This is a genomic window from Catenuloplanes atrovinosus, assembly GCF_031458235.1.
Taxonomy (GTDB): Bacteria; Actinomycetota; Actinomycetes; order Mycobacteriales; family Micromonosporaceae; genus Catenuloplanes; species Catenuloplanes atrovinosus.
In genome coordinates, this window is the sequence record NZ_JAVDYB010000001.1 from 1,040,505 (window position 1) to 1,056,167 (window position 15,663).

A 15,663-nucleotide genomic window follows, 5' to 3' on the forward strand; every position below is an offset into this window, starting at 1 on the left:
GCCCGACATAGTCGGAACCATGGCTGGATGATGGTCACTCGCCGCCGCGTTCTGGCGGCCGCACTGCTCACCGGCCTGACGATGCTGACCGCGGCGCCCGCGGTCACGGCCGCGCCGGTGACGCGCCCCAACGTCCTGCTGGTCGTGCTCGACGACGCCGGGATCGGCCAGACCGAGGTCATGCGCCACACCCGGGCCTGGCTGGGCCGGACCGGCCGCGAGTTCACGCACGCGGTCGCCACCACACCGTCCTGCTGTCCCAGCCGCTCGTCCATCCTCAGCGGCCGCTACGTGCACAACACCGGCGTCACGCAACAGGACCGGATCGGCGTCTACGACCACGACCGGACGTTGCAGCGGGAGCTGAAGCGCGCCGGGTACGCCACGGCCGCGGCCGGGAAACTGTTCAACGGCTGGGAACTGGCGAAGAAGCCGCCGCACATCGACCACTGGGCGCTCCAGCACGGCGGATACGTCAAGGCGCACTTCAACGTGGGCGGCACCGACGTGTACCCGGCGTACTCGACCACGTTCACCGGGCGGCAGGTGACCGGGTACATCGACCGGTTCGAGCGCGAGAACGACCGGCGGCCGTGGTTCATCTACGCCGGGTTCGTCGCGCCGCACTCGCCGTACACGCCGGAGCCGAAGTACGCGGACGCGCCGCTGAGCTGGCGGACCAACCCCGCCGGCCGGGAGCGGGACCGCGCGGACAAGCCGGCCTACGTCCGGCGCTTCCGGTTCAGCGCCGAGGAGGGGGCGCGAACCGCGGTCGCGCAGATGCGCACGCTGCTGTCCGTGGACGACCAGCTGGAGGCGATCCGGCGCCGGCTCGCGGCCACCGGCGAGCTGGACGACACCGTGGTCGTGCTGCTCTCCGACAACGGCAAGTCGCTCGGCGAGCACGGGCTGCCCAGCAAGTTCGTGCCGTACCAGGGGTCGATCCGGGTGCCGCTGCTGCTGTGGTGGCCGGGGCGGGTGCCGGCCGGCCGCGACACCCGGCTCGCGCCGCTGATCGACGTGGTGCCGACCGTGCTGGAGCTGGCCGGTCTCGCGCCCGGCTACCGGGTGGACGGCCGCAGCCTGCTCACCGGCGCGCGCCGCGACCGAGTGCTACTGGAGTACTGGCACGACGCGGTCAACGGCAGCTACCCGACCTGGGCCTCCACCTACGCGCCCGGCCGCTACCAGTACGTCGAGTACCAGGAGGGCCCGCGTGTCGTCCGGGAGTACTACGACCTGCACCGCGACCCCTGGCAGCTGACCAACCTGCTCGGCGACCGCGGCACCGCCGGCGACCCGGACGTCGGGCCGCTCTCCGCCACGCTCGCCCGGGACCGCACCTGCGTGGGGGCCGGCGACTGTCCGTGAATGAGATTTCGCGCGGTTGGGTACAGCCAGGTCAACCTCGTAGTACACCCCCTCGGAGGATGGCATGCTGGCTCTCATCGCCGCCGGAGTCTTCGCGTTCGCGCTCCTGCTCGACCTGCTGAACACGAACTTCGGCGCCCCCGACCTGTTCAACTGGAACACCCTGGTCCTGATCGGCCTGCTCCTGCTCGCGCTCTACCTGGGGGGCGTGGGCTCCGGGCCGCGCGCCGGCTCGGGCACCGGTGCGGGCCGCCGCTACTGGGGCCGTCGCCCGGGCCGCGGCTGACGATCACAATCCAGATACGGTACGGACGAGCCCGTTCCCTCCGTTCGCCCGAGGCGCACCGCCCGGCCGTTCGGAGGGGGCGGGCTCACGTCCGTACCCCGGCTGCCGCCCCGACCACCCGCCCCGGCCGGGCTGAAGGCCGCCCTCAAATGGATCTTCATGCGGTCGGGGTCCGGCGTGCGAGGACGTGAAAGCGTGAGCGGTATCGTTCGTGGGGTGGAGGTCGAAGGGCTTTTCGCCGTCACCGAAACGGGCGGCGTCAGCGTGACGCCGGACCGGAACGGCACCGGCTCCGCCCTCGATGCGCAGGGTGCAAGCTTCGTCGCGCCCGGTGAGGACTCACCGCTGGCGGTCCGCATGCGACCGCGCGTCATCGACGAGCTCGTCGGCCAGTCCCACCTGCTCGCGCCCGGTGCGCCGCTGCGCCAGCTGGTCGGCGGCGACACCCCGATGTCCGTCATCCTGTGGGGCCCGCCCGGCAGCGGCAAGACGACCATCGCGCACCTGGTGGCCGGCGCCACCAACCGCCGCTTCGTCGCCATGTCCGCGCTCTCCGCTGGCGTCAAGGACGTGCGCGCGGTGATCGACGCGGCCCGCCGGGAGCGGCGCTACGGCGGCCCGCCCACCGTGCTGTTCATCGACGAGGTCCACCGGTTCAGCAAGACCCAGCAGGACTCGCTGCTCGCCGCGGTCGAGGACCGCACGGTCACGCTGCTGGCCGCGACCACGGAGAACCCGTACTTCTCGGTCATCTCGCCGCTGCTGTCCCGCTGCGTGCTGCTCACGCTGCACCCGCTCACCGAGGACGACGTGCGCGGCCTGATCGACCGCGCGCTCACCGACCCGCGCGGCCTCGGCGGCACGCTGACCATCGCCGAGGACGCCGTCGAGCACCTGATCCGGCTGGCCGGCGGCGACGTGCGCAAGGCGCTGACCGCGCTGGAGGCCGCGGCCTCGTCCGCGCTCGCCCAGGGCGCCACCGAGATCGACCTCGCCACCGCCGAACAGGCCGTCGACGTGGCCGCGGTCCGCTACGACCGCGCCGGCGACGCCCACTACGACGTGACCAGCGCGTTCATCAAGAGCATGCGCGGCTCCGACCCGGACGCCGCGCTGCACTGGCTGGCCCGCATGCTGGTCGCCGGCGAGGACGCCCGCTTCATCGCTCGCCGCCTGGTCATCTTCGCCTCCGAGGACGTCGGCATGGCCGACCCCACCGCGTTGCAGGTGGCGACCGCGGCCGCGCAGGCGGTGCAGCTCATCGGCCTGCCCGAGGCCGGCCTCAACCTCTCCCAGGCCGTCATCCACCTCGCCACCGCGCCCAAGAGCAACAGCGCCACCACCGCGCTCTCCGCGGCCATCGCGGACGTGCGGGCCGGCCGTGGCGGCCCGGTGCCGCGGCACCTGAGGGACGCGCACTACCCGGGGGCGAAAGGGCTGGGGCACGGGACCGGGTACCGGTATCCGCACGACGACGCACGCGGCGTGGTGCGGCAGCAGTACGCGCCGGACGACCTGGCGGCGGTGGAGTACTACACGCCGACGGACCGGGGGTTCGAGCGGGAGGTGGCGGAGCGGCTGCCGAAGCTGCGGCGGGTCGTCCGCGGGACGCCGGTTCCGCCGCGCCGGGAGTCGCGGATGGCGGGTGCGGGGCCGGCCGCTCCGGCGCCGGGTGCGGGGTCGGTGGTGCCGGGCGACTCCGGTCCGGCCGCGGTCTCCTCGGCCCCGGCTGCGGTGTTCTCGTCGCCGGCTGTGGTGCCCGAGGCGCCGGCTGTGGTGTCCCAGGTGCCGGGTGACGCCGCGCCGATGGGCGTCGCCGAATCGGCGGAGCCGCCGGCCGTGGGCGCCGTCTCGGACAGGACCGCCGGCGCGGGCGGTACCGCTTCGGCTCAGGCGACCGCTACCGAGTCCGCTACCGGGACCGACCGGCTGACCGGATCGGCCGGGGACGGCGGCACGTCGGAGGCGGTCGAGGACGACGGGCGTCCGGCGGTGCCCGAGCACGCCGAAGGCCCGGAACAGGGGCGGAGCGCCGGTGGGCGGCGGAAGGCCGGTGGCCGGCGGCGGACGCCGGAGCCGCCGGTGGAGGCGGGCGCATGAGCCGGGAGGCGGCGCGCGGGACCGGGATCGGCACGGCGGACCGGCGTGACCGGCCGTCCGGTGGTGGCGAAAACCGGCGACGTGGCGCACGCTCATCAGAGGGCCCGGGCCGTCCGGCGGGCGACGACGTGACGTCGGTCACCGCCGTGCGCGGTGGCGGGCGCGTGGCCTGCGGGCCCGTGGATCGGGCGTTGCCCGTTCGGGGCGGGACGCTCCCCGGGGCGGGCGAACGGTTTGTAGCTTGGTGGGTCATGCCCGGGGCGCACCGGCCGGGGACGGTCAGCCCGGGCGGCGCGCAGCCGATCGGTACGGGGCACGGCCGGCCGGCGAGCGTGACAGTGGCGGAGCGCGTCCCCGCCGGTCCGGGCACGACCGGGCGGGACGCGACGATCGCGGCCGGTGCGGCCGTGACCGGCAGGACTTGGGTGACTGACCGCGTGTCGGTGGAGACAGAGAGAGTGGTTGCGTGAGGGCACGGGGTTCGGACGGTGCGGACGAGGGCCAGGAGGGCGGCGGCCAGAAGCGCGGGCGCCGGTGGGGCATCGGCCGCTCCGGCACGCCCGAGAACACGGCGCCGGAGGAGGAGATCTCCGGTGAGGAGACCGGCTGGCTCGACGACCTTCGCACCGCGAAGCAGTCCAACGTCGATCTGAGCGACGGCGCGCCCGCGCTCCCCGCGGGCGCCGGCTTCCCCTCCGCGCCGGATCTGGCCCCGGACGACGACTTCGACGCTCCGGCGGGCCCCGGCGGCGCACCCGGCGCCGGCCCCGGCTTCCCGCCGGGCGGCCCGGCACCGCGCCCGAGGCCGGGCGTGGAGCCCGGTCCCATGCCTCAGGGCGGCCGCGGTCCGGACGGTGGTCCCGGCCCGGTCGTCCCCGGCGCAGCGGGCCCGGCCGGGCGGCGCCCGGACGGCGCTCCCGGTGGTCCTGGCGGCTTCGGCCCCGGCGGTCCGGTCGGTGCCAGCGCTCCGGTCGGTCCCGGTGGCCCGGGTGCGCCCGGTGGCCCGGGCGGGCGTCGTCCCGCCGGTCCCGACGGCGGTTTCGGTGGCGAGCCGACCAGCGGTGAGGTGCGCGGCGGCCGTGCCGCGGTCGGCATGGGCCCGCAGAACGGCCCCTTCGGCCCGGGTCGGCCGGCCGGCCCCCAGGGCGCGCCCTACGGCGCTCCCGACGCTCCCGACCAGGGCGGACGACGCGCGGGCGGCCCGGAGCAGGGCGTTCCGTTCGGCGGCGAGCCGACCAGCGGTGGCCGTCGCGGCGGTCCGGACGGCCCCTACGGCCCCGGCGAGCCGGGCGGCGGCCGTCGCGGCGCGGTCGAGCCGGGACGCGCGTACGCCGGGGAGCCCACGAGCGGTGAGATCCGCGCGGGTCGTCGTGCCGCGCCCGACGGTGCCTATGAGCCGACCAGCGGTGAGATCCGCGCGGGTCGTCGTGCCGCGCCCGACGGTGCCTATGAGCCGACCAGCGGTGAGATCCGCGCGGGTCGTCGTGCCGCGCCCGACGGTGCCTATGAGCCGACCAGCGGTGACATTCGCGCGGGTCGTCGTGCCGCGCCCGACGGTGCCTATGAGCCGACCAGCGGTGACATTCGCGCGGGTCGTCGTGCCGCGCCCGACGGTGCCTATGAGCCGACCAGCGGCGAGATCCGGGCCGGTCGTCGTGCCGCGCCGGAGGGTGCGGCCTACGAGCCGACCAGCGGGGAGATCCGGAGCGGGCGGCGGCGTGCGGCCGAGCCCGGTGCTCCGGAGCCGCGCGGCGGTGGGCCGTACCCGGCGCCGCGCCGCGGTGACGACCAGCCCGTTCCCGGTGACCGGCGCCCGGGACCGCCCGCGTCGCGGCACCCCGGGCCCGGCGAGAACGGGCCGCTGATCGACATGCGCTCCACCGCGGCCACGGACGAGGAGATGGGCGCCGGCAACCCGCAGTCGTGGGCGTTCACGCCATCCCGGCAGAACCCCGAGGTCGGCCGGCGCGGTGGCCCGGGCGGCTCGCGGTCCCGGTTCGCCGGCCCGTCCGAGCAGTCCGGCGAACTGCCGGCGTCCGGCAACGCCCCGGCCCTGCCGCCGGGCGCGGTGGCGCCGGTGTCCGGCGGGCGTTCCGGCCCGGTCGGCAGCCGGCCCGACCACGGCGGCGGCGCGCACAGCGCGGGCGGCCCCGGCGGTCCCGGCGCGGTGCGCGACCGGTTCGGCGACGAGCGCGGCCCGGACGGCGGGCGCGGCTTCGCCGGCCCCGGCGGCCAGCGGCGTCCCGGCCCGGACGGTCCGCCCCCGGGCGTGACCGGCATCGACGGCCTCACGGGCGGTCGCCCCGGTCCGGATGGCGGACGCGGCGGGCGGCCGGGCTTCGACGGCCCCGCCGGCTTCGACGGTCCTCGCGGCGGTCGTCCCGGCGTCGATGGCCCGCAGGGCGCCCGCCCCGGTGCGGGCGGGCCGGGCGGCCGGGCCAGCGCACCCGTACCCCCGGTGATGCCCGGACGCCCCGGCGCGACGCCGCCGGCCTCGCTGCCCCCGTCGGCACCGTCGCTGCCGCCCGGCGTGGAGCCGGTGTCCGGCGCGCCGGGCAGCCCTGCCGGTCCTCGCGCGTACGGATCGGACGCGCCCACCGGCGCGGTCTCCGGCCGCGACCGCTTCCGGGCGCCGCAGCCCGCGGACGGCCCCGATCCGTCGGGCCCCGGCCGCGTGCCCGGCCAGCCCGTCGGCCCGGGCCGCGCGGGCGCGGCCGGCATGCCCGCAGCGCCGCGGCGGCCCGGCGATGACGAGCCGGGACGGCCCGGCGACGACGGCTACGGCCGGGGTCCGGGCAGCGGCGAGTACCGCCAGGTCGGCCGTCGCGGGCGGACCGGCACCGGCGAGTTCGGCCAGGTCGGGATGCGCGGTGAGGGCTCACGTGACGGGGCGTACGGCCCCGGCGAGCCCGGCCGTCGTGGCGGCCGGACCGGCACGGGCGAGTTCGGCCAGGTCGGCATGCGCGGTGAGGGTGCGCGCGACGGCGGTTACGGCCGTGGCGGCCGGGCCGACAGCGGCGAGTTCGGCCAGGTGGGCATGCGCGGGCAGGACGACGGCGGTCGCCGTGGCCCCGGTCGCGCCTCGGTGCCCGGCCCCGGCGACTCCGGCCCGGTCGCGTTCCGCGAGCCCGGTTTCGGCCCCGACGGCCCGCACGGTCCGGGCGGCGGCCCCGGTGGCCGCGACTTCGGTCCCGGCCGTGACGGCGGCCCCGGCGGCTACGGCCCCGGTCGTGACGGCGGTCCGGGCGGGTTCGGCCCCGGCCGTGACGGCGGCCCCGGCGGCTTCGGTCCTGGTCGCGACGGCGGCCCCGGCGGCTTCGGCCCCGGCCGGGACGGCGGTCGTGGCTACGGCCCCGGCCGTGACGGCGGCCGAGATTTCGGCCCCGACGACGGCCCAGGTGGCCGCCCAGGTCCCGACGGAGGCCCTGGCGGGCGTGACGGCGGTCCCGGCGGCCCGGATTTTGGCCCGGGCCGCGAGAGCGGCCCGGCCGGCACCGGCGGTCGTGACCAGGCGTCCGCCCCGCGCGAATCAAGCCCCGACGAGCCGGCCCTCCGCGGCCTAGCCCCGGGTGCCCCCGGCGGAAGTCCCCGGGAGATCGGTGCCGCCCGCGCCGCCGTGCGCCCACCGGCCACCGACGGCGCCGCACCCGGCCCGGCCGGCCCGCTCGGGGCTCCCGGCCCCGCCGGCGCTCCCGGCCAGGCCGCGGTCCCCGGGAAGGCGGCCGTGCCCGGCCAGGCCGCCGTGCCCGGCCAGGCCATCGTCCGGCGCGGCCCGCTGCCCGAGGAGGGCAGCCTGGACGCCGCCGCCCGTGCGGTGGCGCGCGGCCCCCGCACGCTCCCCGCCGAGATGGCCGCGCTGCCCGCGCGCGCCGCCGTGGCCGCGCTGCCCGCCGGCAACGGCGACGGCGGACCGCTGGACAGCGGCGCGCTGCGCCCCGCGGCCGGCCGGGACGGCGTACCCGCTGATGACGACGACGTCGCCGAGAAGAAGGCGCGCGAGCAGCGGCAACTGCGGCTCGGCGCGCTGGTGCTGGTGACCGTGCTGCTGCTCGGCGCGCTGCCGCTCTACTTCGGCATCCGCGCCGCGACCCGGGACCCGGTGTTCAACTCGCTGGACGACCTGGGCGTGCCCGCCTGGGCGGCGCAGAACACCGAGGACCAGATCAGCGGCTCCCGCTGGTGCTTCATCGAGTGCCGGCTGCGGGAGCGGACGGCCACGTCGGAGCGCGCGCCCGAGGAGACGACGCAGGTCTACCACACGGCGCTGGCCGGGTCCGGCTGGCAGCGGTGGGAGGTCGCGGGCTGCCCGGACCAGCCGGTGGACACCGGTGACTACTCCTGCTGGCGGCGCGACGAGCTGACGCTGGACCTGTACATCCGGCCGCCGACCTGCGCGAACGACCCGCTGGCGCAGCGTCCGTCGGTGGACCCCGAGGTCGCGGTGCCGGAGAGCACGGACGCGGCCGCACCGCCGGATCCGGCCGCGGCGGACTGCCCCGGCGCGGCGGTGTCGATCAAGGTGAACAACGCGATCGACGACGGCCGTACGCAGCCGCAGCCGAGCGTGAATCCGGACCTGATCGGCGAGACGCCGGACGTGACGTTCGACCTGCCGACGGATCTGCCCACGGAGCTTCCGGCCCCGGAGGAGACGTAGCCGCGCGGCGGCGTGTCACTGAGGGTAGGGTTCGCACGTTGGCGCAGAGTGGACGGTGTCACCTGCCCGAATACCGAAGTGCCCGGATACCTGTGGAGGGGAAGACGCGTGGACGGTGGAGAGATCGCGGCACTGATCGGAGCCGGGGCGTTCGCCATGCTCGTACTGGTGCTGGCCGTGCCGATCCTGCGGCTGCGGCACACGATCGACGCGGCGACCCGGGCGATCAACGACCTGAACGACCGCACGGAGCCGATGCTGCGCAACGTGAACCTCACCATCGAGGGTGTGAACACCACGCTGGACCAGGTGCACACGTCGCTGGACGGGGTGAACGTCCAGCTGGCGAAGGTGGACACGATCACCGGGCACGTGCAGAACGTCAGCGCCAACGTGGCGAACCTGACCACCGTGGTCTCGGCCGCGGCCGCGAACCCGCTGGTGAAGGTGGCGGCGTTCGGCTACGGCGTGCGCAAGGCCGCCGCCGCCCGGCGTGGCGCCGAGGAGGAGCGCGAGGTCAAGGCGGAGCTCAAGGCGCGCCGCCGGGCCGGTCGTCGCTAACGGAAACCGGCACGGAAGGATGTGCTCATGAAGCGTCTGCTCTGGCTAGGACTCGGCATCGGCGTCGGTGTCCTCGTGGTCCGTCAGGTCACGAAGATGGCGCATGCGTACACGCCGCAGGGCATCGCGGAGTCGGCCCAGGAAACCGCTGGCGGGCTGGTCGAGTCCGTACGTAGCTTCGTGGAAGACGTCCGCATCGCGATGGCCGAGCGTGAGCAGGAGATTCACGCCGCCTTCGCCGAGGGCGTGCTGTACGAGGACCAGTTCGCCGAGGAGCGGGGCTACCCGCTGGACGGCATCGACATCGAGGAAGGCCCCCGACGATGAAGACCGCGGAGATCAAGCGACGGTACCTGGCGCACTTCGAGGCCAACGGCCACGCCGTGGTGCCGTCCGCTCCGCTGCCGGCCATTGACGACCCGAACCTGTTGTTCGTCAACGCCGGCATGGTGCAGTTCGTGCCGTACTTCCTGGGTCAGCGCAAGCAGCCGTGGCCGCGGGCCGTGTCGGTGCAGAAGTGCATCCGTACGCCGGACATCGACGAGGTCGGCAAGACCTCGCGGCACGGCACGTTCTTCCAGATGAACGGCAACTTCTCGTTCGGGGACTACTTCAAGGCGGGCGCGATCCCGCTGGCGTGGGATCTGGTCACCAAGCCGGTCTCCGAGGGCGGCTTCGGCCTGGACCCGGAGCGGATCTGGGCGACGGTCTACCTCGACGACGACGAGGCGATCGAGATCTGGAAGCAGACCGGCATGCCGGCCGAGCGGATCGTGCGCCGCGGCAAGAAGGACAACTTCTGGTCGATGGGCATCCCCGGCCCGGCCGGCCCGTGCTCCGAGCTCTACTACGACCGCGGCCCGGAGTACGGCCCGGACGGCGGCCCGGAGGCGGACGAGGACCGCTACCTCGAGTTCTGGAATCTCGTCTTCATGCAGTACGAGATCACGAACGTGCGGTCCAAGGAGGAGTTCGACATCGTCGGCGAGCTGCCGGCGAAGAACATCGACACCGGCATGGGCCTGGAGCGGATGGCCGCCCTGCTGCAGGGCGTCGACAACATGTACGAGATCGACGAGATCCGCCCGGTGCTGGACAGGGCCGCGGCGCTGACCGGCAAGACGTACGGCGCGAAGTCCGGCCACGCCGCGTCCGAGTCGCACCCGGACGACGTGCGCCTGCGCGTGATCGCGGACCACGTCCGTACCTCGCTGATGCTGATCGGCGACGGCGTCACGCCGTCGAACGAGGGCCGCGGCTACGTGCTGCGCCGCATCATGCGCCGGGCGATCCGGGCGGTGCGGCTGCTCGGCTGGCAGGACAAGGCGCTGCCGGAGCTGCTGCCGGTCGCGCGCGACTGCATGGCCCCGTCGTACCCCGAGGTGGCGGAGGAGTTCGACCGCATCTCGTCGTACGCGTACGCGGAGGAGGACGCGTTCCTCGCCACGCTGCGCGCCGGCACCACGATCCTGGACACCGCGATCGCGGACACGAAGAAGGCCGGCGGGGCGAAGCTCTCCGGCGACAAGGCGTTCCAGCTGCACGACACGTACGGCTTCCCGATCGACCTGACCCTGGAGATCGCGGCCGAGCAGGGCCTGTCCGTCGACGACGAGGGCTTCCGCCGGCTGATGACGGAGCAGCGCACCCGGGCCAAGGAGGACGCGCGGGCGCGCAAGACCGGGCACACGGACGTGTCCGCGTACCGGAGCGTGCTGGAGGACGGCGGCGCGGTCGAGTTCACCGGCTACGCCGAGACCTCGCGCGAGTCGCGCGTGCGCGCGCTGCTGGACGGCAGCGGCGGCCGGCTGCAATCCGCCGGTGAGGGCGAGACGGTCGAGCTGGTGCTGGACACCACGCCGTTCTACGCCGAGGGCGGCGGCCAGCAGCCGGACAACGGCCTCATCACGGTCGGCGGCGGCCAGGTGGAGGTCTACGACGTCCAGCAGCCGGTGCCCGGCCTGATCGTGCACAAGGCGCGCGTGGTCCGCGGCGAGGTCCGGCCCGGCGAGTCCGGCTTCGCCGAGATCGACACGAACCGGCGGCGCGCGATCTCCCGCTCGCACACCGCCACGCACCTGGTGCACCAGACCATCCGGAACTTCCTCGGCGAGGCGGCGACCCAGGCGGGCTCGCTGAACGCGCCGGGCCGGCTGCGGTTCGACTTCAACACGCCGCAGGCGGTCCCGCCGGCCGTGCTGCACGACGTGGAGCAGCAGGTGAACGAGGTGCTGCTGGCCGACCACGAGGTGCACGCGTTCATCACCTCGCAGGAGGAGGCGCGGCGGCTCGGCGCGATGGCGCTGTTCGGGGAGAAGTACGGCGACGAGGTCCGGGTCGTCGAGGTCGGCGACTACGCGCGCGAGCTGTGCGGTGGCACCCACGTGGCCCGTTCCGGCCAGCTCGGCCTGGTGAAGATCCTGTCCGAGTCGTCGATCGGCTCCGGCGTGCGCCGCGTCGAGGCGCTGGTCGGCATCGACGCGTTCGGCTTCCTGGCCAAGGAGCACCTGCTGGTGTCCCGCCTGGCGGATCTGTTCCGCATTCCGGCGGACCAGGTGGGGGAGCGCGTCGAGCAGACCGTCACGGCGCTGCGGGACGCGGAGAAGGAGCTGGAGAAGCTGCGCGCCCAGATGGTGCTCGGCGGCGCCGGCGCGATCGCGGACGCGGCCCGGGACATCAACGGCATCGCGTACGTGGGGGCGGAGGCGCCGGAGGGCGCGGCCGGTAACGACGTGCGCACGCTGGCGATGGAGATCCGCGGGAAGATCGACCAGAAGCGCGCCGCGGTGGTGGCGGTGGCCGCGAAGTCCAACGGCAAGGCGTCACTCATCGTAGCGACCAACGCGGCAGCCCGCGATCGTGGCGTCTCCGCGGCGGATCTGGTGAAGGGTGCGCTCGGCGGTCGCGGCGGCGGTAACGCCGAGCTGGCGCAGGGCGGCGGCGTGCCCGCATCGGAGACCGTTAAGCTTCTGGGCGCGATCGAGAGGGCGATTTCCGACGCGGGCTGATGGCGCCATTGCCCGATCGGCCATTACTCTTCGCATCGTGGCCCGATCGACGGCAGGAGGCGCGTGTTACAGCTTGGCAGGGTGATCGTGTGACGTTCACTCGCGGAGTTCGCCTGGGCGTGGACGTGGGAGCGGTGCGGGTCGGGGTCGCGGTGTGCGACCCCGACGGCATCCTCGCGAGCCCGGTGGCTACCGTTCCTCGTGACCAGAAAGCGGCCGATGATGCGGTTCCGGGCGATATGGCGGAAGTTTCACGCCTTGCCAGGGAGCATGACGCGGTCGCGGTCGTCGTGGGTCTCCCCGTCGCCCTCAACGGGCGGGAGGGACCAGCGGCGACCCTGGTCCGCACCTATGCCGAACGACTGGAACGGGTGATCACCCCCGTACCGGTCGTTCTGACGGACGAGCGGATGTCGACGGTGGTGGCTACCCGTAGGCTGTCCGAGCGTGGCGTTCGGGGGCGGCGTCAGCGCGCGGTGGTCGATCAAGCGGCCGCCGTCGAGATCCTGCAAGGCTGGCTGGACGCGCAGCGGAGGCGCAACTGATGCTGGACGACTTGGAAGCTGCGTTCGACGAGCAGCAGCAGCCCCAGAAGGGGCGGCCGCTGCATCGGCGCAAGAAGAAGCGCGGTGGCGGCGGCAAGTCTGCCATCGCCCTGGTCCTGGTGGTGCTGATCTTCGGCGGTCTCGCCGGAGCCGGGTACTACGGATTCGACCGGGTGCGGAACTACCTGACCACGCCCGATTACCCCGGTCCCGGTGAGGGCGAGGTGACGATCGAGGTCAAGACCGGCGACACCGCCACCGCGATCGCGAACACGCTTTACAACGCGGACGTGGTGAAGTCGGCCAAGGCCTTCATCGAGGCGGCCGACGCCAACCCGGACAGCAAGAACATCCAGGTCGGATTCTACAAGCTCAAGAAGCAGATGAAGGCGTCCGACGCGGTGCTGGCGCTGCTCGACCTGAAGAACCGGGTCTCCACCAAGGTGACCATCCCGGAGGGTTCGACCTCGTTCGAGATCTTCCAACTCCTCTCCGACGCGAGTGACATCCCGGTCGAGGAGTTCAAGGAGGCGGCGAAGGACCCGGAGGCGCTGGGGGTGCCGGACTTCTGGTTCACCCGCAGCGACGAGAAGAAGGTCACCAAGTCGATCGAGGGCTTCCTCTTCCCGGAGACCTACAACTTCGACCCCGGCCTGACCGCGGAGGAAATGCTCAAGGAGATGGTCCAGCACTTCCTGGCCGCCACCACCGCGATCGACTTCGTGAAGAAGGCCGAGGCCCGCCAGATCACGCCGTACGACGTACTGATGATCGCCTCGCTCTCCGAGGCCGAGTCCGGCGTCACGGCCGACCTGCCCAAGGTCTCCCGCGTCATCTACAACACGCTGTTCGAGCCGAGCGCGGAGATCGGTTTCAAGCCGGTCCTGCGGCTGGACGTGACCATCAACTACGGTCACCAGCTCGAGGGCCGCGACGCCAAGTCGTCGAAGAACATCACCGCGGAGGAGTTGGCCGACGGCTCCAACCCGTGGAACTCGCACCTCAACGAGGGGCTCCCGCCGACCGCGATCAACAACCCGGGCAAGGCCGCGCTCGAGGGCGCGGTGACGCCGGCGGACGGCAAGTGGTACTTCTTCGTCGCCATCGACAAGGACGGCAACTCGGCGTTCGCCGAGACCTACGCCGAGCAGCAGGTGAACGAGCAGAAGGCCCGGGAGGCCGGGGTTCTGTGACGTCCACCCACCGGGCGGCCGTGCTCGGCAAGCCGATCGCGCATTCGCTATCACCCGTGTTGCACAACGCCGGTTACGCGGCCGCGGGCCTCACCGGGTGGGCGTACACCGCGATCGAGTGCGCCGAGTCCGAGCTGCCCGGTCTGGTGGCCGGCCTCGGCCCCGAGTGGCGCGGCCTGTCCGTGACCATGCCGCTCAAGGAGGTCGCGCTCACCGTCGCCGCGGAGGTCAGCCCGGCCGCCGCGGCGCTCGGCGTCGGCAACACCCTGGTCCGGCGCCCCGACGGCTCCTGGTTCGCCGACAACACCGACGTGATCGGCATGGTCACCGTGCTCCGCCGCGCCGGCATCACCGACGGCGCCACCATCGCCCTGCTCGGCGGCGGCGGCACCGCCCGCGCCGCCCTCGGCGCCGCCGCCCGCCTCGGCCACGCCCCGGTCACCACCTTCGTCCGCCGCCCCGAGGCCGGCGCCGAACTGGCCCCCGTGGCCGACGCCCTCGGCGTACCGTTCCGGGTCGCGCCCTGGTCCGACGCCCCCCACACCCTCGGCACGTTCGACGTGATCGTCTCGACCGTCCCCAAGGGCGCCGCCGACCACCTCGCCACCGGCCCGCACTGGCCCCCCACCACCGTCTACTTCGACGTGGTCTACCACCCCTGGCCCACCCCGCTGGCCGCCTGGGCCGCCACCGCCGGCTGCCCCGTCCTCTCCGGCCTCGACCTGCTCCACGCCCAGGCCCTCGACCAGTTCACCCACTTCACCGGCCTCCCGGCCCCCGCCGCCGCCATGCGCGAGGCCCTCGACCGGGCCATAGCCACAAAGCCCTGACCTTTTCCCACTCCCGGCGTGCCCACTCCCCGCACGCTCCCGCGGGCAAACCTCGCGCCGCCTCCGCCGCCGCTCCGGCACCGCATCGGAGCCGGTCCCGCCTTCGGTCCCGCCCCGGTGGTCCCGCGACCACCCCGGCCCCGCCCGGAGGGCGGCCACCCGGGTAGCGTCACCGCGCGCCCACCCGGAACTCCTCGTCGATGGGCTGTTCGAATGGCGTCCTGGAGATCGCTGTTGAGTCGCGTCGTCCTGGAGATCGCTGTTGAGTGGCGTCGTTGTGGAGTTCGTTGTGAGCGGCGTCGTTGTCGAGGTCGCTGCGAGGCGCGGCGACGAGCAGCCCTAGCCCCTGTCGGATATTTCGGTATATCTGCCGCACTATTCGATCATCCCTGCGACTTTGTGAGCCTCAGGCACGTAATTCCGCGCGAATAACGTGCCTGAGGCTCACAAAGTCGGTGACCAGCAGAAATCACGCAAAATAAGCGCCTTTCCCAATCACCTCGCGGCCCGGCTGCGCAGGCAACGGCAGAAGTTCGCCACCGGCGGTGCGGGCCGGGCGCGACCCTCGGGTTCACCAGGCACGATCGGCACGTGCCCCCGGTGCGAGGCCGCACCGTGCTTGTTTTCTCGTGCGCCAGCACGTACCGCCGCCGCCTGGCTGTCCCCGTCGCCGTCGACCCGCCCTTGGGGTGCAGATCATCGGCAGGGCCGCCACCACCGACGAAACCGAAGCCGGCGAGACCAAAGCTGGCGGCCCTGCCGATGATCTGCTCGGCTTCGCCCGGGAGACGGTGACGGGGACAGCCAGGCACACCAGACGCAACCCATCCACCCACGAAAAAACAGCCGGGCCAACGAACCCCGCCGCGACCGGCAAGCCACGCCCGTCCCCCGGAGCCCGAGGCCCCCCGGAGGGTGCCCGAAAAGCGGCCCACCACCTACAGCCACCAATAGACCGAAATTTCGGGCGCGCAGCGCCCGACAGATCCCCGCAGCTCTCAGAAGAAGCGATCGGGACCCGCGTGGGAGGGGACGGCGAGCCGGCCGGGAGAGAATCCGTTAGATGGAGGGGTGGTCATACGGCGGTGTGGGACCGGGCCGAGGGTCGGGAC

The 15,663-nt window shown here is 73.9% G+C and carries 9 protein-coding genes and 1 pseudogene; all 10 read left to right on the forward strand.

Translation table 11 applies throughout. The features are described 5' to 3' along the window. Positions 1-27: 27 nt before the first annotated feature. Positions 28-1,371 (forward strand): sulfatase-like hydrolase/transferase, encoded by a 1,344-nt coding sequence (locus J2S41_RS04645; protein ID WP_310363492.1) that lies wholly within the window; start codon positions 28-30, stop codon positions 1,369-1,371. Positions 1,372-1,435: 64 nt separating this feature from the next. Then, positions 1,436-1,657 (forward strand): hypothetical protein, encoded by a 222-nt coding sequence (locus J2S41_RS04650; RefSeq protein ID WP_310363493.1) that lies wholly within the window; start codon positions 1,436-1,438, stop codon positions 1,655-1,657. A 216-nt stretch (positions 1,658-1,873) separates the two neighbouring features. Continuing rightward, positions 1,874-3,310 (forward strand): annotated as a pseudogene (locus J2S41_RS04655) (replication-associated recombination protein A); the annotation flags it as partial. Between the two features lie 4,321 nt (positions 3,311-7,631). Further along, complete coding sequence (locus J2S41_RS04660; protein ID WP_374728245.1) at positions 7,632-8,414, forward strand: hypothetical protein; 783 nt, start codon at positions 7,632-7,634, stop codon at positions 8,412-8,414. A gap of 108 nt (positions 8,415-8,522) precedes the next feature. Next, positions 8,523-8,975, forward strand: coding sequence for a DUF948 domain-containing protein (locus tag J2S41_RS04665; RefSeq protein WP_310363497.1), 453 nt, complete (start codon positions 8,523-8,525; stop codon positions 8,973-8,975). 27 nt (positions 8,976-9,002) lie between these two features. Next, entirely contained in the window at positions 9,003-9,302 is a 300-nt protein-coding gene (locus J2S41_RS04670) for a hypothetical protein (protein ID WP_310363499.1), read from the forward strand. Next, a complete protein-coding gene (gene alaS / locus J2S41_RS04675) occupies positions 9,299-11,983 on the forward strand; it encodes an alanine--tRNA ligase (protein ID WP_310363501.1) in 2,685 nt (894 codons plus the stop codon). Before J2S41_RS04670 ends, alaS begins: the two co-directional genes overlap by 4 nt. A gap of 89 nt (positions 11,984-12,072) precedes the next feature. Then, the gene (gene ruvX, locus J2S41_RS04680) at positions 12,073-12,528 is read left to right on the forward strand and encodes a Holliday junction resolvase RuvX (RefSeq protein ID WP_310363504.1); all 456 of its coding nucleotides are present in this window, start codon (positions 12,073-12,075) and stop codon (positions 12,526-12,528) included. After that, on the forward strand, positions 12,528-13,721 hold the full coding sequence (gene mltG, locus J2S41_RS04685) for an endolytic transglycosylase MltG (protein WP_310363506.1): 1,194 nt from the start codon (positions 12,528-12,530) through the stop codon (positions 13,719-13,721). The genes ruvX and mltG overlap by 1 nt, the downstream gene beginning before the upstream one ends. Next, complete coding sequence (locus J2S41_RS04690) at positions 13,718-14,551, forward strand: shikimate dehydrogenase (protein WP_310363507.1); 834 nt, start codon at positions 13,718-13,720, stop codon at positions 14,549-14,551. The genes mltG and J2S41_RS04690 overlap by 4 nt, the downstream gene beginning before the upstream one ends. Positions 14,552-15,663: the final 1,112 nt, after the last annotated feature.